We start from the raw sequence: 23,629 nt of genomic DNA on the forward strand, positions 1-23,629 counted from the left end.
AATAACTTGAACACTCGTTCAAACAAGGAGTCGCCATGATCCGGATCGCATTGCTGCTCTACAGCGTCGCCGCCTACGCCGTCTTCCTCGGCGTGTTCCTCTACCTGATCGCCTTCGTGGCCAACATCGCGGTACCGCGATCGATCGACGTCGGGCCCGCGGCCAGCCCCATGGTGGCGCTGGCGCTGAACCTGGCGCTGATCGGGCTGTTCGGGCTGCAGCACTCCGTGATGGCGCGGCCCGCGTTCAAGCGCTGGATCACGCGCTTCGTGCCGCCGGCCATCGAGCGCAGCACCTTTGTGCTGGCCGCGTCGCTGGTGCTGGTGCTGCTGTTCTGGGCGTGGCGCCCGCTGCCGGCCACCGTGTGGCGTGCGGAAGGCGCGCTGGCCACCGGCCAGCTGGCCGCCTGCGCGGTCGGCTGGGGCACGGTGCTGCTGTCCACCTTCCTCATCAACCACTTCGACCTGTTCGGCCTGCGCCAGGCCTGGCTGCACTTCCTGCAGCGGCCGCTGGCGCCGCTGGGCTTCCGCACCACGCTGCTGTACAAGCTGGTGCGCCACCCGATCATGCTGGGCTTCCTGATCGCCTTCTGGTTCACGCCGCACATGACGGCGGGGCACCTGCTCTTTGCGGCCGGCATGACCGTGTATATCCTGATCGGCGTGCGGCACGAGGAACGCGACCTGGTGCAGGCGCTGGGCCCCACCTATGCGGAGTACCGCCGCGAGACGCCGGCCTTCGTGCCCGGCCTGCCCGGGGCGCGCGACGACCTGCCGGCGGAGGGCATCACCCCGGGACATTCGAGCTGAATCTCGAGCGGGGCCGGTTGCATTCCGGCCCTGGTCGATCGCGTCTCGCCCCTGTAGGCGAACCCCAGTACCCCGTCACCGGAGGCCATCCATGACCGACGCCGCCCTGCCCCCGAAACTCGCGCTGCAAGCCGGCCCGCTGCCCGCCCCCGGCACGCTGCCGCATCCCTATCCCTACGAGACGGTCACGCCGCACCGCGAAGGCTACGTGGAACGCGACGGCGTGCGCTCCTGGTACGCGCAATACGGCGAACACGGCCCCTGGATTGCTTTCGCGCCGATCTTCCAGATCGCCAATGCGCACCTGCTGCGCGCGGTGGTGCCCTGGCTGTCGCAGCACTACCGCGTGCTGGTGATGGACCTGCGCGGCAGCGGCCGGTCCGACCGGCCGACGCAGCCGGACCAGTACACCTTCGACCACTACTTCGCCGACTTCGTGGCGGTGCTGGACCGGCTGCAGGTGAAGTGCGCTGGCGTGGTGGGCATCTCCGCCACCGCGATGACGGCGATCCGCCTCGCGCACACGCAGCCCGAGCGCGTGGCGCACCTGGTGCTGGTGGGTGGCTGGGTGGAGCGCAAGCTGGATCATCCGAAGATGGCTGCGGCGGTTCAGCAGAACCTGGCCAACATGCGCGCCGACTGGGCCGCGTACCTGGACGAGTTCTTCAGCATCTGCTTCGGCGAGCCGCACTCCACCAAGGCGTACGAGGACGCGGTGCGCAGCGGCTGGTCCACCGACGGCGACACCGTGGCCATGGCGCTGGCCGGCTGGATCGGCCACGACATGAGCGCGGCCTGCAAGGCATTGCGCTGCCCCACCCTGGTGATCCACGGCGACCAGGACGGCCGCGTGCCGTATGCCCAGGGCCAGAAGGCCGCCAGCCTGATCCCCGGCGCGCGCCTGGTGACGGTGGGCACGGGCGGCCACCTGATGCCGGCGCGCGACCCGGTCGCCTTCTGCCGCCTGCTGACGGACTTCATCGCCAAGCCCGCGGAACCGAAGACGTGGGTGCGAGCGATGGCCCGCCCGCGCAAGGCCCTGTTCGTGTCGAGTGCCATCGGCCTGGGCCACGTGCAGCGCGACCTGGCCATCGCGCGCGAACTGCGCAAGCTGCAGCCGGACCTGCAGGTGGACTGGTTCACCGTGCACCCGGCCTCCACCTACCTGCAGCGCGAGGGCGAGAGCGTGCATCCCGCCTGCCCGCGGCTGGCCAACGAAAGCAGCCACTTCGAGGCGCAGGCCGGCGAGCACGACCTGCAGGCCTTCTTCGCGCTACGCACGATGGACGAGGTGATGGCGCGCAACTTCCTGGTCTTCGACGATCTCCTGGACCACGAGCACTACGACATCGTGATCGGCGACGAGGCCTGGGAACTGGACTACCACTACCACGAGAATCCCGAGCGCAAGCGGCAGCCCTTCGTCTTCCTCACGGACTTCATCGGCTGCCTGCCCATGGAGGAGGCCAATGAGCGCGAGGCCTTCCTGTGTGCCGACCGCAACGCCGACGAGATCGCGCACGTGGAGCGCTACCCGTGGATTCGCGACCGCGCCATCTTCGTCGGCAATCCGGAGGACGTGCCGGAACTGCCGTTCGGCCCTGGCCTGCCGGTGATCCGCGACTGGGCGCAGCGCAACTTCGCCTTCACCGGCTACGCCCTGCCCTTCGGCCTCGAGGCGCTGGCCGACACCGAGGGTCTGCGCGCGCGGCACGGCTACAGAAAGGACGAGAAGCTGGTGATCGCCGCGGTGGGCGGCACCGCCGTGGGCGCGCCCCTGCTGCAGAAAATCGCGCAGGCCTTTCCCCTCATGAAGCGCCAGGTGCCGGAACTGCGCCTGGTGCTGGTGGCCGGCCCGCGCGTCGCGCCGGATGCATTTCCGCAACTCGATGGCCTGGAGGTGCGGCCGTACGTGCACAACCTCTTCGAGCACCTGGCCTGCAGCGATCTGGCGCTCGTGCAAGGCGGGCTGAGCACCTGCATGGAGCTGGTGGCGACGGGAAGGCGGTTCCTGAGTTTTCCGCTGGAGCGGCACTTCGAGCAATGCATCCACGTGCAGCACCGGCTGCGGAATTACTGTGCGGATTGCGCGGTGCAGTTCAGGGGGCTGACGGCGGCGGGGCTGGCCGACAAGGCGCTGCAGGCCATGGAGGCGCCGGTGCGGTATCGCGGGGTCGAAACGGATGGGGCGGAACGTGCGGCGAGAAGGATTCTGGAGGTGTTGGAAAACCGGCACTGGGCAGCGGCGTAAGCGCGGCACGGACGCGGCGCGTCGCGCTGACGGCGCTGTCGGTGGTGTGGGGGAACCCGATGTGCAAACGAATTGCCGGACGTCGCAGTGATCGGCGGCGGCGCGCTGCGCGCTCCCGAGGTGATCAAGGGCGAATCAGTGATCGTGTTTGGCGGAGGCGCATCCGCCTTCGACCTGCTCGACCTGTCCAATGAAGCACGCCTGCACTTCTTGCGTGATCACGGGATTGCGCTTTGGGATGGGTGCGCGACCGCGCACGGGCCCGGGAGCCTGGACACGAGCAGCCGTCGCCTGGCCTGGCCCTCGCCTGCGGCCTCACGCCCGGCCGCGAACCATGTCGAGCAGGCGCCCCACGATGCGCTCACCATCGGCTCGCAGCCCGTTGTGGGCGTACTCGTTGGTGATCCAGGCCCGCAGCCCACGAACGCCGCGGATCGTCTCCTCGGCGAACGATCGCTCCACGTAGACATCGTCGACGTACACGGTCGCTGCGACCGGGATCTCGTTGCGGGCGAGGCGGTCCGCGTCGTACAGGCGCGGCCAGGAATGCTCCGCCAGAATCTGCGCCGCCTCGCGGTGCGCACGCAACCCCGCGTACTCATCCCACATCCAGGGGAACACGTGCTCGGCACCGAGCAGCTCGCCGGTCACTGCCTCCTCGGGCGCGAGCCGCTGTGCCGACCAGCGCGTGGCACCGCCGTCGGCATAGGAGGACTCATGCAGCGTCGCGTAGATCGGGTTGCGCTCCCAGTTGGATGCCAACTGGGCGTCGACCATGAATGCCGCCGAGCCGAAGGGCAGTTCGAGCAGGTGGTGCAGCCGCTCGAACCCGGCGCTGTCGCCGAGCCACATCCCGGTCTGCCGAAATCGACGCGAGGTGAGCCGGTCACCATTGGGCAAGCGGACGTCTTCCTCGTCGAGCCGGCGCAGGATGGCCCGCAGACGATCGAGATCTCCCGGGTATCTGGCGTGATAGCGCTGATTCGCTTCGCGCACGCGCGCCCATGTCGCCGCATACACCTCGTCGACCGGGCGATTCGTGATCGGCGCGAGTCCGCCGGTCATCAGGACTTCCCGCAGACCCTCGGGCGCGAGCGACAGGTAGGTGAGAGAGGTGAATCCGCCAAAGCTCTGACCGAGCAGACTCCAGCGGCCGACACCGAGCTCTGCGCGGATCAGCTCGAGGTCGCGCACGATCGCGTCCGCGCGGAAATGCGTGAGGTACTCCGCTTGTTCCGCGGGCGCTGCCCCCGGGATGGCTGGCCCGACCGGCGTGGAGCGCCCTGTGCCGCGCTGATCCAGCAGCAGGACGCGGAAGTCCGTCAGGGCACGCGCCATCCACCCCGAGGGCGGGCTCGTCGGTCGGGCGGCCTCGAAGCCTGGGCCGCCCTGCAGGAACACGAGATAGGGGCGGTCCAGACCGTCGGGGGAAGAAAGCTCGCGCGTGAACACATTGATCGTGCCGCGCGACGGGTCACTGTGGACCATGGGCACGGAGTGCTCCCGCTCGATCACGACTGCCCCGGGAATTCGGTAGGTGGTGCTCATGGCTCGCATTAGAGCCGAACGCGTATCCGCAAATCGTTCAGTCGCAGGAGCCGTCGTCCGGGTGCCCGACATCCCCTTCGTGAAAGCAGCCATCCCTCCGACGCCGCGAGCTCGACTTGCGCCCGATCCTGCGGGAAGATCCATCTGCAGGAGCCGCGCGAGCGGCTTCAAGGCGCTGCGACATCCGCCAGATAGCGGCGCGCATAGCGGCTGCCCAGCGCCGTCAGGATTTCGTAGCCGATCGTTCCGGCCCGGGCCGCTACCGCATCCACGTCCTGCCGGTCGCCGATCAGGTCCACGAGGGCTCCCGGCACCAGCGCGCCTTCCGGCAGGGCGCTGGCGTCGAGCGTGATCGTGTCCATGGACACGCGCCCCACGAGCGGTAGCGCCACGTCGCCCACCCACGCCGCGGCGCTGCTCTCGCCGATGGCGCGCAACCAGCCGTCGGCATAGCCGACCGACACGGTGGCGATGCGCGCCGGCCGCTCGCAGCGCCAGGCATGGCCGTAACCGACCGGCGTCCCCGGCTCGATGCTGCGCATCTGCACCACCCTCCCCTGCAGCCGCACGACCGGCCGCATCGGGTTCGGCGCCGCGGCGATCGGCGCGATCCCGTAGAGGGCCGCACCCGGACGCACCAGGTCGAAGTGGTAGCCGCCGCCGAGGAAGATGCCGCAGGAGTTGGCGAAGCTCGCCGGCGCTGCGGGCAGGCAGCGCCGCGCCGCGATGAAGCGGCCGCGCTGCGCCTCGTTGGCCGGGTGCTCCGGCTGCTCCGCGCAGGCCAGATGGCTCATCACGCAGGCGACGCGGACCCCGCGCAGCGCGCCGGCGTCGCCGGCCAGCGCGCGCAGTTCGACCGGAGACAGTCCGAGCCGCGCCATGCCGGTGTCGACCTGCACGACGGCGGACAGTTCGCGGTCGTGCCGGTGCGCCAGCGCGCGCCAGGCGTCGACCTGCGCCCGGCTATTGAGCACCGGCACCAGGCCGTGGGCCACGAATTCGCCTTCGGCCCCCGGAGGCGGGCCGTGCAGCACGCAGACCGTCGCGTCCTGCGGCAGCCCCGGCCTGACTGCGATGCCCTCGTCCAGGTGGGCGACGAAGAAGCGCCTGCAGCCCTCCGCTGCCAGGGCCGGTGCGACCTGCGCCGCCCCGAGCCCATAGGCATCGGCCTTGACCACCGCCGCGCATTCGGCGCTGCCGACCCGCGCCTGCAGCATGCGCCAGTTGGCGCGGATCGCCTGCAGGTCGATGGTCAGCAGCGCGCCGGCGGCGTGCACGCTCCGCCCGCTCATCGGGCCGGCCGCGCAGCCTGCAGCGGGCTGACCCGCGGCGCGGCCTGGCGGTCGAAGTACTCCTGCGTGACACGCGCGACCACCGGCGACAGCAGCACGAGCGAGACCAGGTTGGGCAAGGCCATGAACGCGTTCAGCGTGTCGGCCACGAGCCAGACGAAGTCCAGGTGCGTCACGGCGCCGACCAGCACGAAGGCCGTCCAGAGCAGCCGGTACGGCTTCTCCACCGCGCTGCCTGCCAGGTAGCCCCAGCACTTCTCGCCGTAGTAGGCCCAGCCGAGGATCGTGGTGTAGGCGAAGACCACCAGCGCGATCGCCAGGAAGTACTGGCCGAAGCCGGGGAAGGCGGCGGCGAAGGCGCTGGAACTGAGGGCCGCGCCCTTCAGGCCGCTGGACCACGCGCCGGTGACGATCAGCACCAGGCCGGTCATCGTGCACACGACGATCGTGTCGATGAAGGTCCCCATCATGCCGATCAGCCCGGACTCCGCGGCATGGCGCGTGCGGCCCGCCGCCTGCGCGATGCCGGCGGTGCCGAGGCCCGCTTCGTTGGAGAAGATGCCGCGCGCCACACCGTAGCGCATCGCGAGCATCAGCGTCGCGCCGGCGAAGCCACCGGTGGCCGCGAGCGGGCTGAAGGCATGGTGCAGGATGAGGGCGAATGCCGCCGGGATGCGATCGGCATGCAGCACCAGCACCGCCAGCGCCGCGACCACATAGCCGACGCACATGAACGGCACGAGTTTCTCGGCCACCGCTCCGATGCGCTTGACCCCGCCCAGCAGCACGAAGCCCGTGAGCACCGTCATGACGATGCCGGAGGCCCACGGCGACACGCCGAAGCTGGTGTTCAGCACGTCGGCGATGCTGTTCGACTGCACCATGTTGCCGATGCCGAAGCCCGCCAGCCCGCCGAACACCGCGAAGGCGCCACCGAGCCAGCGCCAGCGCCGCCCGAGCCCGTTGCGGATCGCGTACATGGGCCCGCCGACCTGCTCGCCGCGGTCGTCGGTCTCGCGGTAGTGCACGGCGAGCAGCACCTCCGCGTACTTGGTCGCCATGCCGACCAGCGCGGTCATCCACATCCAGAACAGCGCCCCCGGGCCGCCGATGGCGATGGCGGTGGCCACGCCGGCGATGTTGCCGATGCCCACCGTGGCCGCGAGCGCCGTCATCAGCGCAGCGTAGGGGCTGATGTCGCCGCGCGCGCCGGCCTCGGGGCGGCGGCCGCGCCAGACCATGCGGAATCCGGTGCCGATGCGCAGCACCGGCATGAGCTTGAGCCGCAACTGCAGGAACACGCCGGTGCCGAGGATCAGCACCAGCATGGGCAGTCCCCAGACGAGGTCGTTGATCGCCGTGAGAATCGAGGTGAGGGTCTCCAAGTCTTGTCTCCTTTGTGGATGGAATGAAGCCCGCCCGCCCGCGCGGGCCGCGCGGGTCGGGAACGGGTGACGGGGAAATCGAGCGCGCTCAGCCGCCGCGCGCGAGGCGCGAACCGGCGGGCGTCGGCGTGGGGTGCGCCGCCTGCGGGCGGGCCGGCGCGCGACTGCGGGCGTAGCGCGCGACGGTGAGGCCCTCGAGGCTGATCTCGGGTTCGCGGCCGGAAACCAGGTCCGCGATCACGCGGCCGGTACCGGTCGCCATGGTCCACCCGAGCGTGCCGTGGCCGGTGGACAGCAGCAGGTTGTCGATGCCGCTGGCGCCGACGATGGGCGTGCCGTCCGGCGTCATGGGGCGCAGGCCGGTCCAGAACTCGGCGCGCGCGACGTCGCCGCCGCCCGGGAACAGGTCGGTCACGACGTGTTCGAGCGTGCGCCGGCGCGCGGGTGCGAGCGCCAGGTCGAATCCCGACAACTGCGCCGTGCCGCCAACGCGGATGCGGTCGCCCAGCCGCGTGACGGCCACCTTGTGCGTCTCGTCCATGATGGTCGACTCGGGGGCGCGCGCAGCGTCGGTGATCGGCACGGTGATCGAGTAGCCCTTGACGGGGTAGACGGGGATGTGCACGCCGAGCGGCGCCAGCAGCCGCGTCGAATAGCTCCCGAGGGCGACGACGTAGCAATCGGCCCGCAGCACGCCGCCGGCGGTGCGCACGCCGGTGATGCGGGCGCCGTTGCGCTCCAGGCCCCGGATGTCGACGCCGAAGCGGAAGTCGGCGCCCAGGCCCTGCGAGCGCCGCGCCAGTTCCTGCGTGAACTTCAAGCAGTCGCCGGTCTCGTCGCCGGGCAGGCGCAACGCGCCGACGAACTTCTCGCGCGTCGCGGCCAGGCCCGGCTCGACGCGCACGAAGCCATCGCGATCGAGCAGTTCGAAGTCCACGCCGTACTGCTTCAGGACCTCGATGTCCTTGGCGCTGGCATCGAGCTGCTTGGCGGTGCGAAAGAGCTGCAGCGTGCCCTGCGTGCGCTCGTCGTAGCGGATGCCGGTCTCGTCGCGCAGCGCGCGCAGGCAGTCGCGGCTGTATTCCGCCAGGCGCACCATGCGGCCCTTGTTGACGGCGTACGCGGCTTCGTTGCAGTTGGCCAGCATCGCCGCGCACCAGCGCCACAGCGCCGGGTCGAGCGACGGCCTGATCACCAGCGGCCCGTGCTTCATCAGCAACCACTTGATGGCCTTGAGCGGCACGCCCGGGCCCGCCCACGGCGCCGAATATCCCGGCGAGACCTCGCCCGCATTGGCGTAGCTGGCCTCCAGCGCGGGCGCCGGTTGCCGGTCCAGCACCGTCACGTCGTGGCCGTCCCGGGCCAGGTAATACGCCACCGATGTCCCGATCACACCGCTGCCCAGCACCATCACACGCATGTCGTTCTCCTTGTCCGAGGGGCGCGCGACCGCCGCGCGCGATGCAGGCTGGATCGCAATGGCCGTGCCACGCGCGCGCCGCAATGAAATCAAGGAGTTGCGAGCGCCTGCCCTGTCGGACCCTGTACGGGAATCGTGACGCCGGCCGGCGGCGGCGCCCGCGTTGCGCCGGAAACTCGTGCCGCGACAAGGACTTGCGTCACGCCGTCACGCTCGCAATACACTGTCTTCCAATCCGTACACCATGCGCATCGACGTCACCATCGCCGACCGGGTCGGCATCGCCCAGGAGATCCTCGCCAAGCTCGCCGGGCGCGCGCTCAACGTCTCCGCGGTGGAAGTCGAGCCGCCGCACGTGTACATCGAGGCGCCCGCGCTGGACACCTCGGGGCTCGGCGAGCTGCGCCGCGAGCTGCTGCAGATCGAAGGCGTTCTCTCGGTCGGCGAGGTGGGCATGCTGCCCGGCGCGCGCCGCCGCCTGTACCTGGACGCGCTGCTCGCCTCGCAGCAGGACCCGGTGCTCGCCGTGGACGCGCAGGGCGTGGTGGCGGTCGCGAATGCCGCCGCGGTGGCCATGAGCCGGATGCCGGAGCAGCAGCTGATCGGCATGCCGCTGAAGGCCCTGATCGGCGACGCGAAGCTGGTCGACGCGCTGATCGGGCAAGGTTATCGCCTGCCGGTGAACGAAGTGCAGATCGCCGGCGAGCCCTACCTGTTCGAGAGCGTCGCGCTGCACGAGGCGGGCGGCGATGTCGCCGGCGCGGTGCTGACGCTGCACGCGCCGCATCGCATCGGCGAACGCCTGAGCGCGCTGCAGAACTACAACGCCGGTGGCTTCGAGACGATCCTCGGCCGCTCGGAGCCGATCCGGCAGTTGAAGCAGCGGGCGTCGCGCATGGCGCAGGTCGACGCGCCGCTGCTGATTCGCGGCGAGACGGGCACCGGCAAGGAACTGATCGCGCATGCCTGCCATGCCGGCAGCCCGCGCCGGGCGCAGCCCTTCTTCGCGCTGAACTGCGCGGCGCTGCCGGAGAGCCTGGCCGAGAGCGAGCTGTTCGGGTACGCGCCGGGCGCGTTCACGGGCGCGCTGCGCGGGGGCAAGCCGGGCCTGCTGGAACTGGCGGACGGCGGCACGGTGTTCCTCGACGAAGTCGGCGAGATGTCGCCGTACCTGCAGGCCAAGCTGCTTCGGTTCCTCAACGACGGATCCTTCCGCCGCGTCGGCGGCGACCGCGAGCTCAAGGCCGACGTGCGCATCGTGAGCGCGACGCACCGCTCCCTCGAACGCATGGTGGAGGCCGGCTCATTCCGCCAGGACCTGCTGTTCCGCCTCGACGTGCTGCAGCTTCAGGTGCCGCCGCTGCGCGAACGCACCGAAGACATCGTGCCGCTGGCGGAAGTGTTCCTCGCCAGGGCTTGCGCCCAGACCGGCCGGCCCACGGCGCGACTGAGCAAGGCCGCCTGCGCCGCCCTGCTGGCGAACCCCTGGCCCGGCAACGTGCGCCAGTTGCAGAACGTGATCTTCCGGGCCGTGACCATGAGCGAGGCTGCCGTGCTCGACGTGGGCGACCTGGAACTCGCCGACGCCGCGGCGGGGCGGACGGCGCTGCGCGGCGACGAGATCGAGACGCTGGATGCCGCCGTCGCCGCCTGCGAGAAGGCGCTGCTCCAGCGGCTCTATCCGCAGTTTCCCTCCAGCCGCAAGCTCGCGGAGCGCCTCGGCGCCTCGCACAGCGCGATCGCCCTGCGGCTGCGCAAGTACGGGATCGGCCCGCGCGAAGCACCTTGACGTCATGGCTGCCAGTGGAGGTCGTGGCGGGGGCGCTGCGCGAGTGAGATGCGCATTCGCGCGCGAACCGTCAGCCGCCGCGCCGCTGGCCGGTGTCGATCACTTGCTCACGGTCCGCCTTCGTGAACGGCGGAATCTTCGATGCGGGAAGGATGTCGAGGACACGCTTCGGACCGGCGTCGCCCTCGCGCCACAGGACGACCGCCCCCGGCGCGCAAGGAAGAGAGTCCGGCCCGAACCGAGCGACAGCGGTGGGGAGCCGAGGCTGCACTTCGGCGGGCCCCCTTCGCTTCGCTCGGCCATCTCGGTGCAGCACCGAGCAGAGGCGTTCGCCGCCCTACTGCACGTTGGCCGTCACCGATGAATTGGCCTTGATCGTGAACGTGCAGCTCTTCGCCTTCTTGCCGCCGCTCGAGCAGCTGCCGGACCAGATCGCGTCGCGACCGTTGCTTGCGCTCAGCGTGATCACGGTGTTCGCCGCAAAACTGGCCGCGCTGAGCGTCCCGACCTTCGCAACGATTCCCGCCGGGCTCGATACCGCGCTCTCGCCACTGCGGCCCGTGGCCTGCACCGTCAGCGTCACGCCGGCGGGCGGCGGCGGCGACGCCGTCGTGGTGATGGTCAACAACCCCGCCTGGCTCACCCCGTTGTAGCTTCCGGTCACCGTCGCAGTGGTGGCAGCGCCCACCGGCGTGGTCGACACGCTGAAGGTCGCCGTCGTGGCGCCTTGCGGCACCGTCACGCTGGCGGGTACGGTGGCCGCCAGCGAGTTGTTGAGAAGGCTCACGAGTGCCCCACCCACCGGCGCTGCCGCGGTCAGCGTCACGATCCCGGTCGACGACGTGCCGCCCACCACGCTGGCCGGATTGAACAGGAGCGACGAGAGCACCGCGGATGAATTCATGGCGCCGGCGTCGTAGCGGGTCAGCGCGAGGACTCCCAGAGAACGGCTGGGATCGAATGCAGAGCCTGCGGCCAGGATCCTGCCGTCACCCTGTACCGCGAGCGCATACGCCTGGCTCTGGGACCCCAGGACGTTGGTGATCACCTTGCCTCCGTTGCCGAAGCCCAGGTCGACCGCGCCATTGCCGTTGAAACGTGCGAGCGAGAAGACGTCGAAGCCGGTCGACCCATCGACGCCCCAACTCACCGCGAGGATCTTCCCATCGGGCTGGAGAGCGGCTGCCAGGCGCCTTTGACGACTGAATGAAAAGGACAGGGTTGTCTTGCCGCCAGCGCCGAAGCTGGTATCCAGGCTGCCATCGGTGTTGTAACGGACCAGCCCGAAGACGTCGCTCCCGAATCCGGAAGGAAGCACCAGGCCCGCGACCACGAGCTTGCCGTCGCCCTGCAGGAGGAGCGACCAGCCAACGTCGTTCGCGCCGAAGAAGTCGGTCGTCACCTTGCCGCCGGTCCCGAAGCCCGCATCCAGGCTGCCATCGGCGTTGTAGCGGGCCATCGCAAATTGAACGTTGGCGCCGCCGGGGTCGGCCCAGCCGCTCGCCACGATCTTGCCGTCCGCTTGCACCGCAACCCCGGTAGCGCCGTTATCGAAGCCGAAGAAACCCGTGGTCACCTTGCCGCCTGTGCCGAAGCTGGCGTCGAGGGTGCCGTCGGCGTTGTACCGCGCCAGCGCGAACCGCCTGAAGGTCCCGTCGTGGGTGCGCCCCGCGACGACGATCCGGCCGTCGGCCTGGATCGCTACCGAGCTGGCAATATTTTCCGTGCCGAAGAAATCGGTGCTCACGACGCCGGCGGTGCCGAAGCCGCTGTCCAGGCTGCCGTCGGGGTTGTAGCGAACCAGCGTGAAACGGGTGTTGGCGTTCGCTGCGTTCACTTCGGCGGAGCCCGCTGCCACGATCTTGCCGTCGGGCTGCACGACGACGGCGTACGCGTAGTCCTGGCCGCCGCCGATGTCCTTGGTCACCTTGCCGACGCCGCCGAAGGTGGTGTCCAGGCTGCCGTTGATGTTGTAGCGGGCGAGCACGAAGTCGCTGCCACTGCTGGCGCCGTTTTGTGGAGCGCGGAAAGCGCTGCCCGCCGCGACGATCTTGCCGTTGGGCTGCACCGCAACCGCATACACGGTCGCGCCATCGCTGGCTTGCGTGAAGACCGGCGTCGTCACCTTGCCGACGCCGCCGAATGTGGGATCCAGGTCGCCGGGGGCAGCCCACGCACTGCCTGCACAAGCGAGAAAGAGGGCGCCAGTGCCCAGGAACGCCATGACAGCAGCTCGGTAGGCAGTGAGGATGGCGAGCGCCATGACCGTCACCCAGTATGCGACACCGGTGTTTGACAGGTGGGGAGATCTCATCGTGTGGGCTCCAAGGATTGCCCGCAAGGTGCGGGGGTTGTCTGAATGTGTGCGAGGCCTTCTGGAACCTGCTTGCGGCGGCGGGCGTCGGCCCCTCGGCTCGGACGCCGTCGTTGGTCCGGCGGTGACTTCGGCCATGACGGCTTCGTTCAACGCTCTGCCGGCCGTCGCAGGTGGTGCTCCCCCAGCGCGCATCACGCGCCCGATCAGCGCTTTCAGAATTCCGGAAAAGGTCGCGCTACGGGAGGCAATCTCCGCGTAGTTTTGCGTAGTGCTGTTTGCTCGCATGACGGCTTCGGGAGGCATCCTATGTCTCGCACAACATGCGAGACAGGCCCGATGGTGCTGAAGCCCCTGCCCCAATCGGTTGGAGTTGCGCGATCACGCGCTCGAGCGTTACAGAACGTGGAAAGTGCTTGCGATTGCTTCGTGAGCGCAACGTGGCGGGCCCGGGTCGCATGCGCTTTCGGTACCGGCTTTGCGGCCAGGTGCGACCCGGAGGCGCCACTGATTCGCCCCGATGCTTCATCCGTGTTCCCGTGATTTCGCGCGTGAAACGCGCTCGTCGCGTGACGTCTGCTTACGCGGGAACCAGAAGGACAACTCGTGTGGCCATCAGCAACGGACTCGGCAGGCGGCAGCAACACGTTTTCAGACGAGGAGGGTCGGCGCGCATTGCTACAGGTTCTTGGCGGCCACCCCCGGAGGCGGAGCCAAGACGCTTCACTCGCCCTCGGGGGCGAAGAGATGGCGATGCTGAGTGCGGCGGAAAGTACACAAACCCGGCTGAGCGCCACGGTGTGGATCGTGGCTGGCGCCGTGACGCCGATCTCACCGACATTCACACGGTCGGCCCTGTCAGTGCGTCGCAAGGCGCGCTCGGCACCGCGAGCCCCTCTGCGCCGCAAGCTGCCTCGGTGACCCGCGATCTCCAGCGTCATTCGAGCCGGGAAGGTTGCAGTGCCCGAGATCGCGGCCTCCTGCAGGGCTCGCGCAACGGAGTGCTCGATCTCGCGCTGCGAGCTAACGCCTGATTCGCACGCGGACTCATTGGAGCCACCGGCGGCTGTGTCCACATCGTCAAAGAGCGATCATGCTGCGGGCAGCATCGCGCGCGCGGTCGCCCGCCTCTTGTCGAGCGCTGCTCTGAGGGGAGTGGCGCACCGCGTATGCTTGTCACCCTGTCGGCTCCAATGGAATGCCATGCACGATCATCTCTGGCGAGACAACTGGATCGAGTTCAAGGCGCGTCTCATGGCGCAATGGGAACACCTCACCCACCAAGAGCTGGATGCCGCAGCGGATAAGCGCGAGCACGTTCTCAGGCACATCGAGCTTCGCGAGGGTGTGGATCGGCAGGAGGCGGAACGGCGCTTGCGGGAGGTCGAGACGAAGCCTTGAGAGCGCCTTGCACGCAACGTCGATCGCACTTCATCGACCACGGCCCTTTGGCTCATGCAGATGCGCTCTTCGTTGCCGTCTGCGGCGAGGTGTTCGATGTTCACTGGGTGATCGGTCGACCGAAGTAGTTCGGAGCGGCTGCAGGTCCGCTTGCTGCTCGTGCGGAACTTCCGCTTGCGGTCCGAAGCGGCCGCGACACGTCCCACTTTCGCGCGGAATCTGGTAGACGGAGAACTCCCTGCCGCCATGCACGCCCTGGAACGTGGCGATGGGTGAGGCAACGAAGCGCGCGACGTCCTGCTGCAGCCGCGGGTAGCGCACCATCGGCTCCTCGCTCGTATCGGCAGGGGATGATCCACACGAGCGCCATCGACAGCTGTGGTGCGCCGACAGGGTCGTCACCAAGGAAATGTGCTTGCGTTGGAACTTGCAGCCTAGGTGAGAGCGCACGGTGTTGCAGATCACCCGCACACTCCCGTCTCCTGCCCGGATATCGGCTGGCGCTCCTTCGTGCACCGCTATCCTGGGCACCCGAACCGGGAGGAGGCGATGATCGCCTGGGGCGCAGGGAGCAAAGCGACCGATCCCGGGGATCAAGTCCGCGGCGCCTGTCCATCAAGAACACGACCATGACCCAAGATTCGACCGTCACTTCCCGCGCCTCGCAGGGGCCCGGCGCCACCGGCAAGGCTCCCCGGCCGGTGCATCCCCTCCTGCACAAGCTGTTCGAGCTCTACCCGCGGCTGTTCGGGGCCCGGTTCCTTCCGCTGAAGATCGGCGTTTTCGAGGACCTGGTGGCGGCGCACCCGGAGGCCCTGCCCGCGGCGGAGCTCAAGCTGGCGCTGGGGCAGCACACGCGCTCGACGCGCTACATCGAGGCCGTGGCCTCCGGCCTGCCCCGCCACGACCTGCAGGGCCAGCCGGTGGAGCCCATGGCGCCGGAGCATGTGCATCACGCCATCCTGGAGTTGTACAAGCGCCGCAGCGGCAGGGCGCCGGAGCAGGCGCGCCAGCGCGCCGTTGCGCAGCTGGTGGCTGCGATCGAGGCGTCCGGCCTGAGCCGGCAAGACTATCGCGAGCGCTTCACCTCGCCCGACGACAACGTGCATTCGATGCTGGAAGACGCCCTCTCGATGGTGGCGCAACGTGGAGCGCGCCGCGAAGCGCTGCAGAACGCGTTCAAGGCCAGCGGCAAGACGGTTGCCGAGTTCGCCGAGATGTACGGGCTGGACCCGACGGAAGCGAAAAGGCTGCTGGCGTAAGCGGTCTCCGCGGCGCCTTCCTGCTTCCCCCATCCGCTTGCTCCAGAAACGTGGTGCCCAGCCGCAGCCAGGGAAAGAACCATGAAAGCCCATGTCCTCCACCGATACGGCAAGAAGCGTGCACTGCAATTGGCGGACATGCCGATTCCGGAACTGCGCGATGACGAGGTTCTGGTGCAGGTCCATGCAGCGGGGGTGAACCAGCTCGACGCCAGGCTCCGGGACGGGGAGTTCAAGCTGATCCTGCCCTATCCCCTGCCCCTCATCCTGGGCCACGACGTCGCCGGCAAGGTCGTCGAGGTCGGTGCGCGCGTGCGGCAGTTCAAGCCAGGCGACGAGGTCTATGCGCGAGCCGATGATTTCCGCATCGGGACGTTCGCTGAATTCGTCCCCGTCAGGCAAGCGTCCCTGGCACCCAAGCCCGCGGGCTTGACGATGGAAGAAGCCGCATCCGTTCCCCTCGTCGCGCTGACGGCATGGCAGGCACTCGTAGGCACCGCCAACCTGAAGAAGGGGCAGAAAGTCTTCATCCAGGCCGGCTCGGGTGGCGTGGGCACTTTCGCCATCCAGCTGGCCAGACACCTGGGTGCAACCGTCGCCACCACGACGAGCGCGGCCAATGTCGCACTGGTGAAGAGCCTGGGTGCAGACGTGGTCATCGACTACAGGACGCAGGACTTCGAAGAGGTCTTGAGCAACTATGACGTGGTCCTGAACAGCCAGGACGGCACGACGCTGGAAAAGTCCCTGCGGGTGCTCAAGAGGGGCGGAAAACTGATTTCGATCTCCGGCCCGCCGGACCCGGAATTCGGCCAGCAGATCGGTGCACCTGCGTTCGTCAGGCTGGTCATGCGGCTGCTGAGCGCGGGAATCAGGCGAAAGGCGAAGCGCCGCGGAGTCGCTTACTCGTTCCTCTTCATGAAGGCGAGCGGAAGCGAACTGCGCGAGATTGCGCGTCTCCTGGAGGCCGGCGTGATCCGTCCCGTGATCGATCGTGTCTTTCCCTTCGAGTCGACCAATGAAGCGCTTGCCTACGTCGAAGCAGGTCGAGCGAAGGGCAAGGTCGTCATCAAGCTCATGTGAGCCCGGTTTTCAAGTTGAACTCTCGCGCCATCTTCCGCTTGGCGGCGGTCACCCACACCCAAGGACCCTCATGCTTTTCGAACCTCTCGCCACGCCTTCCCTTCGACTCGCCAACCGTGCCGTCATGGCACCGATGACGCGCAGTCGTGCCGTCGATGCCAACACACCCAATGCCTTGATGGCCGACTACTACGGCCAGCGGGCCACGGCGGGCCTGATCATCACCGAGGGCACCTCGCCGTCGCCCAACGGCCTGGGCTACGCGCGCATCCCGGGGCTCTTCAACGATGCCCAGGTGCGAGGATGGAAGGGGGTCACCGATGCGGTGCACGCCAAGGGCGGCAAGATCTTCGTCCAGCTGATGCACACCGGCCGGGTGTCGCATGTCGCGAACCTGCCGCCCGGCGCGCAAGTGCTGGCGCCCACGGCCGATGCCTGCCCCGGCCAGATGTTCACCGACGCGCAGGGGATGCAGCCGCACAGCACGCCGCGAGCGATGACCGCGGCCGACATCGCGCATGCCATCGACGAGTTCGCCAATTCGGCGCGGCTGGCGCTGCAAGCGGGGTTCGACGGCGTCGAACTGCATGCCGCCAACGGCTACCTGATCGAGCAGTTCCTCAACGCCAATGTGAATCGGCGCACGGACGGCTACGGGGGCAACATCGAAGGCCGCAATCGATTCGCGCTGGAAGTCGCCCGCGCAACGGCCGCCGCCATCGGTGCGCATCGTGTCGGGATCCGGCTGTCGCCCCATGGCGTGTTCAATGGCACGGGCGGCTTCCCCGAGGTCGAGGCGCAGTACCTGGCGCTCACCCGCGAACTGTCGAAGCTCGGATTGCTGTACATCCACCTGCTGGACCACTCCGCGATGGGGGCGCCGCCGGTGCCTGCCGAATTGAAGGAGCGGCTTCGCGCTGCCTTCGATGGCTTGTTCATCCTGGCCGGGGGCTTCGATGGGGCCGCCGCCGAGAAAGCGCTCAGCGCAGGCCAGGCAGACCTCATCGCGTTCGCGCGCCCCTTCCTTGCCAATCCCGACCTGGTGCATCGGATGCGGATCGGCGCAGCGCTCAATCCCGTCGACATGGCGACGTTCTACACGCCGGGCCCCGAGGGCTACAACGACTATCCGGCTCTTGCCGCTTAGGGTTCGGACCCATGTCCCTGGAATCGGGAGAGGAGTGTCTTGGAATGACTGCAGACGATTTCAACCGTGCAGGCGTCGGCAAGCTGCCCGGCTACCTCGGAATTCACGTGTTGTCGGTCGACGGGCGCGAGCTGCGTGCAGAGCTGCCCGTTCGGCCGGAGCTGATGGCACCCAACGGGTATCTGCATGCAGGCAGCCTGGTCACCCTGGCCGATACCTGTTGCGGCTACGGCTGCCGCGCCAACCTTCCCGAACGCGCCAGCGGCTTCACGACCATCGAGCTGAAATCCAATCATCTCGGCACCACGGTCGACGGCACGATCGATTGCCTGGCGACTGCCGTGCATCTCGGGAAGACGACGCAGGTGTGGGACGCCTTGGTCACGCATCGTGAAACGGGCAGGACGCTCGCGCTCTTCCGCTGCACACAGATGGTCTTGTATCCCGGGTAGCGGTGAAGACGCGGGCGCGCGGTACGAGCTGCCGCCGGTGCGGGCACATCACCACGCGGAAAGCCGGTGATCGCGGGTGGCGCGCTGTCGTACGCCGCGTCCCATCGCCCGCCCGACCTGGCGCGGTCGAGTCGCGCCTTCCTGCATCTTCGCATCGCCTCACGCGTGGGCGGGCGTCGCCTCCGGATCCATCCAGAACGTGGCCCACAGGTGGCCGTCGGGGTCCGCGAGGTCCCGCGAGACCATGAAGCCGAAGTCCTCGGGCGGGTTCGCGTCGGCCTGCCCGCCGTGGGCCGCGGCCGCGCGCTGGATCGCATCGACGGCCTCGCGGCCGTCCATCGCCAGCGACAGCATCAGCCCGCTCGTGCCGGCCGGCGGGAAGGGCCGCTGCGTGAAGGTGCGCCACTTCGCGTGCGTGACCAGCATCAACTGGATAGCCTCGCTCCACGCCATGCAGGCGGACGCCTCGTCGCTCATTCGCGGGTTCCGCTCGAAGCCCAGGGCCTGGTAGAAGGCGGTCGAGGCCGCAAGGTCGGTGACGGGGAGGCTGATGAAGATCGTCCTGGTCATGGGGTCTCCTCCGGTTGTCCCGGAATGCGGGCTCTCCCCGGCGTCTCGTTGGTTTCGCGATAGGCGCTCGCCGGTTCGGCCTCGATCGGTCGGATCTCGAAAGCCAGGCCGCAGGCGAGGCAGGGGTTGTCCGCCACGATGCGAGCGGCCTCGTCCAGGCTGTCGGCCAGGACGAACCAGTAGCCGCCGACCACTTCCTTGGCTTCGGTGAACGGCCCGTCGGTGATCCCGGAGCGCGTGACCAGCCTGGCCGCCGTCGCCAGGCGCTGCCCGGGCTTGAACCGTCCTTGCGCGACCAGGCGCGCGTGCCAGGCATAGAACGCATCGATCGCCGCCTGGATCTCCTCGGGCGACTTGTCGGCGTCCCAGTGGCCGCGCGACAGCAGCAGGTATTCGTTGGTCGAAGAAGTCGTCGACATGGTGGCTCGTCCTCCTCGCCGCGGCTTACGCGGACTCCACGCTTCGATGTCCGGCCTCGGCGGCGCCGTCCGCCTGCACCTGCGCCCACCAGCGCTTGCGCGCGCCCTCTGCTTGGCAATCACGCTGCATGTTCCTCCTCAGCCCCTGCGGGCGGCCTCGATCGTGGCGATGTCGATCTTCCCCATCTGCATCATGGCGTCGAAGGCCCGCTTCGCCGCGGCACGGTCCGGGTCCGTGATGGCCGCCATGAGAACCCTGGGCGTGATCTGCCAGGACAGGCCCCACCTGTCCTTGCACCAGCCGCACTCGCTGGCCTGCCCGCCGTTGCCGACGATCGCATCCCACAGGCGGTCGGTTTCCGCCTGGTCCTCGGTCGCCACCTGGAACGAGAACGCCTCGCTGTGCTGGAACGCCGGCCCGCCGTTCAGCCCGAGGCAGGGAATGCCCATCACGGTGAATTCGACGGTGAGGACGTCGCCCTGCCTGCCGGATGGAAAGTCGCCCGGCGCGCGGTGCACCGCGCCGACCTGGCTGTCGGGAAAGGTCTTCGCATAGAACTGCGCAGCTTCGAGGGCGTCGCGGTTGTACCAGAGGCAGATCGTGTTCTTGCTGGCCACTTGCATTCTCCAGGGGATCGCGGGCTCGTCCATGGCCATGCCGGCGACCCGCATCGGCCTGCATGACGGCGGGCGGCACACCCGCCTCTCCATGACGACGAACCGGCCTTGGCGAAATCGACAGGGCATGGACCGGGGTTTTCCCGCGGGCGGCCTGCCCCATCATCGAGCTCAGCCACGGCTGCTTTCGGCGTAGGAGCCCGCGCTGACGCACGTCGAACGCGGCAGCCCTACCCGCGCTTGGGCCTCTGCGCGGATCTCGCCCGTGCCGCGACTGGCTTCCCGGTCGCGGCGACAGCGCGGGTCTTCGCCACGGGGGCCAGCTTCCCCGCGCCGGCAGCCCGCAGCAGGCGCTTGAACGTCGGGCATTCGGCGTGGTTCGCGGCGGGGCACACCGCCGCGTGGCGCAATCCGTTGCTCAACGCCTGCAGCCGCCTGATCGTCGCGTCGATCTCGTCGGCCTTGCCCGCCAGGGCGCGGCGGTCGATCCTGGCGCGCCCGTCGGCGCAGAACATGCCCTTGATCTCGTCGAGGGAGAAGCCGGCAGCCTGGCCGAGCGCGATCAGCGAAAGCTGGTCCAGGACGCCCTCGGCGAACGTCCTGCGCAGGCCCTCGCGTCCGGTCGACGCGATCAAACCCTTCTCTTCGTAGTAGCGCAGGGCCGAGGCGGGGACGCCGGACCGCCTGGCGACTTCGGAGATATCCATGAAAAAACTTCTTGACCTCAAGTCGACTTGAACTTGCATAGTGACATCCCCACCGCCCTTGCGTCAACCAGGAACGAACATGAACATCACCATCGAAGACGCCGCCCGGGTCGCGCTGATCGGCGTCGGCGCCACGGCAGCCATGGACCTCTGGCTCGCGCTGCTCCGCCTGCTCGGCGTGCCCACTCTCGACTTCGCCATGATCGGCCGCTGGGTCGGCCACTGGCGGCGCGGCGCCATCCTGCATGGCGCCATCGGCAAGGCCGCTCCGGTCAAGGGCGAGCTCGCCCTGGGCTGGCTGGTGCACTACGCCACCGGCGTCGCCTTCGCCGCGCTCCTCGTCGCCATCTTCGGCGTCGCGTGGACCCGCACTCCCACCCTGATGCCGGCCCTGGGCGTCGGGGTGGCGACGGTCGCCGCGCCCTGGCTCCTCATGCAGCCGGCCATGGGCGCGGGCATCGCCTCGTCGAAGACGGCAGCGCCTGCGAGGAACCGGGCGAGGAGCCTGGCCAATCACGCCGTCTTCGGGCTCGGCCTCTACCTGTCCGCCCTCCTCCTCGCCTGGATCTCGCGATGAGGAAGCCCCCACGAAATCCGCCACCCGCAAAAGGACCCGCAGAATGAACAAGCTCGCCGTCATCTATCACAGCGCCCACGGCAATACCCGGCGCATCGCGGAACTCGTCGCGCAAGGCGCGAGGACGGTGCCAGGCGTCCGGATCGACTTGCTCAGGTCGGAGGACCTGATCCCGGCGCCCGAGCGCCTGCTCGAGTTCGACGGGTTCGTCTTCGGATCGCCCACCTACCTGGGCGGCGTCTCCGGGCCCTTCAAGTCGTTCATGGACGCGACCGGGCGGCTGTGGAAGTCGCACGCACTCAAGGGCAGGCTTGCATCGGGCTTCACGGTGTCCGCGCTGCCCTCGGGCGACAAGCAGTCGACGCTGCTGTCGATGTTCGTCTTCGCCATGCAGCACGGCATGTTCTGGGTCGGCAACGCCATCCTCCCCGAGCAGCACGTCCCCGACGACGAGGCCGCCAACCGGCTGGGCTCCTGGTCCGGGCTGATGGCGCAGGCGGCGCACTCCGGACCTGCGGCGGGGGCCTTCGCCCCGGGCGACCTCAAGACGGCGCGCATGTTCGGCGCCAACATCGCAAGCGCGCTGTCGTGCCTGGCCTGCGCGAGGCAGGCGCAGGCAGCGGCATGATCCCGGGAAAGTTCGAGCCGGTTCGCCTCGCCCTGATCCCCTCGAACCGCTCGGGTGCGCGTGCTACCGTAGCAGTCCGTTCGCAAGGAGCCATCATGCCGCGCCCGATCCTCGAGGAAGCTCGCATCCACAGCGCCATCCGCACGAAGATCGCGGGCTGGAACCATGCGATCGTCGATGAAGTGAAGGCGGCAGTGGCGGCCAGCGACGTCGTGGTGGTCGGCATGAAGCAGAACCCGTTTCCCGCCAGGGCCTGCAAGGCCCTCCAGGCGATCGGGCAGCCCTTCAAGTACCTCGAGTACGGCAGCTACTTCGGCATGTGGCGACCGCGCAGCGCGTTGAAGATGTGGACGGGCTGGCCGACCTTCCCCATGGTGTTCGTCAAGGGCGTCCTGGTCGGCGGTGCGAGCGAGCTGCAGGCACTGATCGACAGCGGCGAATTGAAGGCCATGCTGGGCTGACGCGGATCGCACTCGACCCGCGCGCGGCCGAACAGTGCGCGGCCACGCGCCGCAGTCCGCTCAAGGTTCGACCAGAACCACCCGTGCTTCACCGGCCCTCAGGAAACCGAGTGCGGCGGCCGCCGCCTTGCTCAGGTCGATGATCCGGTCCCGCATGCGGAACGAACGGTCGTTGATGCGCACGACCACCTCCCGGCCGTTCGTCTCGTTGCGCACGCGCACGAGGGTGCCGAACGGGAGTGTGTCATGGGCCGCGGTGAGGTCGTTCATGTCGAAACGCTCCCCGCTCGAGGTACGCCGGCCGTGGAACCTGGGCCCGTACCAGGAGGCCTTGCCGCGCGCGAGTTCCGCATGCATGGCCTGCGCTGCTTCCAGCCCGCCCCTTGGCGCGCCATCGGCCTCCTGCGCTCCCGCGCGCGGCGCGAGGACCGCCATCGACAAGGCCACGGCCACCAGGCGGGCGGTGGGCCCCGCAACCCGCGGCGCCTTCAGGCGGCCTCCTCGAACTGTCTCTGCGCGAAACGCCACGCCATGCGCGACGCGTCCGGCCCCTGGCCGTCGCTGTACGCCTGGCCCGCGGCGCCCCCGCTCCAGGCGTGCCCCAGCGTCGCGACGTCGACCAGGGTCGCCGCCGTGCGGCCGCTGCGCCGGAAATCGGTGACTTCGGTGCCATAGCGGTTGCCGCGCTGCACCGTGCGTTGCGCGCCGCCCCGCGCGCCCGTGGCATCGGCCCAGACCTGCACCGCGGCTTGCGCGTTGCTCGGGGCGACCACCGTGTCCTCGCGGCCGTGGATCACCAGCAGTGGCGGCAATACCGTCCCCGTGGCCTCGGGACTCGCCGGCAGCGGCCGGGTGTTGCGCCCGCCGTGCATCGCGCTCACCGCGGACAGCGTGGAATGGGCAGTGCCCGGAGGGATGCCGGAATGCATGATCACCGCCTTGAAGCGTTGCGGCTGCCGGATGGCGAGCAATGCCGCCATGCTGGCGCCCGCGGACAACCCCGCGACCGCGATCCGGTCGCGGTCGGCCGAATACAGCACGCACACCTGGTCGATGGCGCTCATGATCGACGCCGCTTCGCGATAGGCGCGGCCCGACGCGGTGTCGAACCAGTTCCAGCAGCCTTGCGCATTCGCGGCGCGATCCTGCTCGGGATAGAGCACCAGGAAGCGTTCCCGCGCCGCGATGCGGTTCATGCGGGTGCTGGTGGCGAAGACGTTCGCGTGCTGCCGGCACCCGTGCAGCATCACCATCAGGGGCAGGCGCTCACCGAACCTGGCGTCCGGCGGCCGATACAGCCACCAGCGGCGCACGCCGCCGCCGCCCATGGCCATGCCGGAGAGCCATTGGCCGTCACCGGGCGGCGGCTCCCGCTGCTGCAATACCGGGGTGAGCAGGGTCCTGGCGGTGCGGCGGTTCGCGAAGAGGGCCGCGCCCGCGGCCGCAGCGATGCTGCCGCCCACGATCGTGGCCCAGGTGGGAGTCTTGGGGCGCCG

At 69.0% G+C, this 23,629-nt stretch carries 23 protein-coding genes; 11 read left to right on the top strand and 12 right to left on the bottom strand.

Annotation, left to right across the window (positions count from 1 at the left end):
• Positions 1-35: 35 nt before the first annotated feature.
• Together mddA and WG923_RS00095 are read left to right on the top strand one after the other, a co-directional pair.
• Positions 36-809 (top strand): methanethiol S-methyltransferase, encoded by a 774-nt coding sequence (mddA, locus tag WG923_RS00090; RefSeq protein WP_340348876.1) that lies wholly within the window; start codon positions 36-38, stop codon positions 807-809.
• A 91-nt stretch (positions 810-900) separates the two neighbouring features.
• On the top strand, positions 901-3,060 hold the full coding sequence (locus WG923_RS00095; protein WP_340348877.1) for an alpha/beta hydrolase: 2,160 nt from the start codon (positions 901-903) through the stop codon (positions 3,058-3,060).
• A 315-nt stretch (positions 3,061-3,375) separates the two neighbouring features.
• Here WG923_RS00095 and WG923_RS00100 read toward each other — a convergent pair whose 3' ends face one another.
• The 4 genes from WG923_RS00100 to WG923_RS00115 form a co-directional block, all read right to left on the bottom strand.
• A complete protein-coding gene (locus tag WG923_RS00100) occupies positions 3,376-4,608 on the bottom strand; it encodes an alpha/beta fold hydrolase (protein WP_340348878.1) in 1,233 nt (410 codons plus the stop codon).
• A 167-nt stretch (positions 4,609-4,775) separates the two neighbouring features.
• The gene (gene alr, locus WG923_RS00105; RefSeq protein WP_340348879.1) at positions 4,776-5,885 is read right to left on the bottom strand and encodes an alanine racemase; all 1,110 of its coding nucleotides are present in this window, start codon (positions 5,883-5,885) and stop codon (positions 4,776-4,778) included.
• 11 nt (positions 5,886-5,896) lie between these two features.
• A complete protein-coding gene (locus tag WG923_RS00110) occupies positions 5,897-7,285 on the bottom strand; it encodes an alanine/glycine:cation symporter family protein (protein WP_445322877.1) in 1,389 nt (462 codons plus the stop codon).
• Positions 7,286-7,373: 88 nt separating this feature from the next.
• Positions 7,374-8,705, bottom strand: a complete 1,332-nt coding sequence (locus WG923_RS00115; protein WP_340348880.1) for a D-amino acid dehydrogenase — start codon at positions 8,703-8,705, stop codon at positions 7,374-7,376.
• 244 nt (positions 8,706-8,949) lie between these two features.
• Between WG923_RS00115 and WG923_RS00120 the strand changes: the two genes are divergently transcribed.
• Positions 8,950-10,494, top strand: coding sequence for a sigma-54-dependent transcriptional regulator (locus WG923_RS00120; RefSeq protein ID WP_340348881.1), 1,545 nt, complete (start codon positions 8,950-8,952; stop codon positions 10,492-10,494).
• Between the two features lie 337 nt (positions 10,495-10,831).
• On the opposite strand, the gene WG923_RS00125 is transcribed toward WG923_RS00120, so the two are convergent.
• Positions 10,832-12,757 carry a hypothetical protein gene (locus WG923_RS00125; RefSeq protein WP_340348882.1) on the bottom strand — a complete coding sequence of 642 codons (1,926 nt, stop codon included), beginning with the start codon at positions 12,755-12,757 and terminating at the stop codon, positions 10,832-10,834.
• A 266-nt stretch (positions 12,758-13,023) separates the two neighbouring features.
• A complete protein-coding gene (locus WG923_RS00130) occupies positions 13,024-13,884 on the bottom strand; it encodes a DUF6494 family protein (protein ID WP_340348883.1) in 861 nt (286 codons plus the stop codon).
• Positions 13,885-14,011: 127 nt separating this feature from the next.
• On the opposite strand from WG923_RS00130, the gene WG923_RS00135 reads away from it, so the two are divergent.
• From WG923_RS00135 to WG923_RS00155, 5 genes are all read left to right on the top strand, one after another.
• A complete protein-coding gene (locus WG923_RS00135; RefSeq protein ID WP_340348884.1) occupies positions 14,012-14,209 on the top strand; it encodes a hypothetical protein in 198 nt (65 codons plus the stop codon).
• A gap of 629 nt (positions 14,210-14,838) precedes the next feature.
• Positions 14,839-15,471 carry a ProQ/FINO family protein gene (locus WG923_RS00140; RefSeq protein ID WP_340348885.1) on the top strand — a complete coding sequence of 211 codons (633 nt, stop codon included), beginning with the start codon at positions 14,839-14,841 and terminating at the stop codon, positions 15,469-15,471.
• An 81-nt stretch (positions 15,472-15,552) separates the two neighbouring features.
• Positions 15,553-16,554: an NADP-dependent oxidoreductase gene (locus tag WG923_RS00145; RefSeq protein ID WP_340348886.1), complete on the top strand. Its 1,002-nt coding sequence runs from the start codon at positions 15,553-15,555 to the stop codon at positions 16,552-16,554.
• Positions 16,555-16,624: 70 nt separating this feature from the next.
• A complete protein-coding gene (locus WG923_RS00150; protein ID WP_340349322.1) occupies positions 16,625-17,701 on the top strand; it encodes an alkene reductase in 1,077 nt (358 codons plus the stop codon).
• A 44-nt stretch (positions 17,702-17,745) separates the two neighbouring features.
• Positions 17,746-18,153: a PaaI family thioesterase gene (locus tag WG923_RS00155; protein ID WP_340348887.1), complete on the top strand. Its 408-nt coding sequence runs from the start codon at positions 17,746-17,748 to the stop codon at positions 18,151-18,153.
• 159 nt (positions 18,154-18,312) lie between these two features.
• On the opposite strand, the gene WG923_RS00160 is transcribed toward WG923_RS00155, so the two are convergent.
• The 4 genes from WG923_RS00160 to WG923_RS00175 all read right to left on the bottom strand — a co-directional run bounded on the left by WG923_RS00160 (position 18,313) and on the right by WG923_RS00175 (position 20,467).
• Entirely contained in the window at positions 18,313-18,723 is a 411-nt protein-coding gene (locus WG923_RS00160) for a VOC family protein (protein WP_340348888.1), read from the bottom strand.
• Positions 18,720-19,142: a YciI family protein gene (locus WG923_RS00165; protein WP_340348889.1), complete on the bottom strand. Its 423-nt coding sequence runs from the start codon at positions 19,140-19,142 to the stop codon at positions 18,720-18,722. Before WG923_RS00165 ends, WG923_RS00160 begins: the two co-directional genes overlap by 4 nt.
• Before the next feature lie 138 nt (positions 19,143-19,280).
• Positions 19,281-19,760, bottom strand: coding sequence for a VOC family protein (locus tag WG923_RS00170; protein WP_340348890.1), 480 nt, complete (start codon positions 19,758-19,760; stop codon positions 19,281-19,283).
• A gap of 230 nt (positions 19,761-19,990) precedes the next feature.
• Positions 19,991-20,467, bottom strand: a complete 477-nt coding sequence (locus tag WG923_RS00175) for a helix-turn-helix domain-containing protein (RefSeq protein WP_340348891.1) — start codon at positions 20,465-20,467, stop codon at positions 19,991-19,993.
• Between the two features lie 79 nt (positions 20,468-20,546).
• Here WG923_RS00175 and WG923_RS00180 point away from each other — a divergent pair, with 79 nt between their 5' ends.
• From WG923_RS00180 to WG923_RS00190, 3 genes are all read left to right on the top strand, one after another.
• Positions 20,547-21,044, top strand: a complete 498-nt coding sequence (locus WG923_RS00180) for a DUF2938 family protein (protein ID WP_340348892.1) — start codon at positions 20,547-20,549, stop codon at positions 21,042-21,044.
• Between the two features lie 43 nt (positions 21,045-21,087).
• On the top strand, positions 21,088-21,672 hold the full coding sequence (locus WG923_RS00185; protein WP_340348893.1) for a flavodoxin family protein: 585 nt from the start codon (positions 21,088-21,090) through the stop codon (positions 21,670-21,672).
• A 95-nt stretch (positions 21,673-21,767) separates the two neighbouring features.
• Complete coding sequence (locus WG923_RS00190) at positions 21,768-22,133, top strand: glutaredoxin domain-containing protein (RefSeq protein ID WP_340348894.1); 366 nt, start codon at positions 21,768-21,770, stop codon at positions 22,131-22,133.
• A 60-nt stretch (positions 22,134-22,193) separates the two neighbouring features.
• Here WG923_RS00190 and WG923_RS00195 read toward each other — a convergent pair whose 3' ends face one another.
• The gene (locus WG923_RS00195; protein ID WP_445322878.1) at positions 22,194-22,580 is read right to left on the bottom strand and encodes a septal ring lytic transglycosylase RlpA family protein; all 387 of its coding nucleotides are present in this window, start codon (positions 22,578-22,580) and stop codon (positions 22,194-22,196) included.
• A gap of 41 nt (positions 22,581-22,621) precedes the next feature.
• A complete protein-coding gene (locus WG923_RS00200) occupies positions 22,622-23,596 on the bottom strand; it encodes an extracellular catalytic domain type 1 short-chain-length polyhydroxyalkanoate depolymerase (RefSeq protein ID WP_340348895.1) in 975 nt (324 codons plus the stop codon).
• Positions 23,597-23,629: the final 33 nt, after the last annotated feature.

Origin of the sequence: Ramlibacter sp. AN1133 (assembly GCF_037890035.1) — a bacterium.
GTDB lineage: Bacteria > Pseudomonadota > Gammaproteobacteria > Burkholderiales > Burkholderiaceae_C > Ramlibacter.